Annotated in this window: 1 pseudogene; it reads left to right on the top strand. The window is 31.7% G+C overall.

The annotated features are described in order from the left end of the window. Nucleotides 1-192 (top strand): annotated as a pseudogene (locus ACS8FD_RS23675) (aromatic acid/H+ symport family MFS transporter); the annotation flags it as partial. Nucleotides 193-549 lie beyond the last annotated feature (357 nt).

The following is a 549-nucleotide window of genomic DNA, read 5'->3' on the forward strand; positions in this document are numbered from 1 at the left end:
GCTATCGTAGGTCCTATCTTAACTGGGGCGCTACTTACACTAGAGCTAAGTCACCAAACTAACTTTTTGTTTATCGCCATACCAGGAATAATTGCAGCCACTGCTATTTTCCTTGTAAACTTAAATGCAGCAGTAGATAGTAAAAAAATTCAAGAGAAACCAGTCAATTTAGATACACCTATAGCGACTTAAATCTGATTTAGACTTTATTTTCATTCAGATATTCTTGTTTTATACTTATTAGTTTTTAGCGTACTCACGATGTGGGTACGCTTTTTCAATATCTCCTACATATTTATGAGTAGGATCTACTGACCAATACGAGATGTAAAAACAAGAGTAACCAGCTCCTAGCTTTTTTTATACTTTGAATGAAAGATATATCCTTTATTGCCAATCATTTAAAAGTTTCATTTGTAGACCCTTACTTTTAAAATATCTGCTGAAACTATCCATTTTGATACTATTTTGATACTCCGAATTTATTGATAAGCATATCTGCTTGTTGATAAATATATTTAGCTTTTAACCTAAACCTTTAATACAAAG

Source organism: Psychrobacter sp. 1U2, assembly GCF_051847575.1.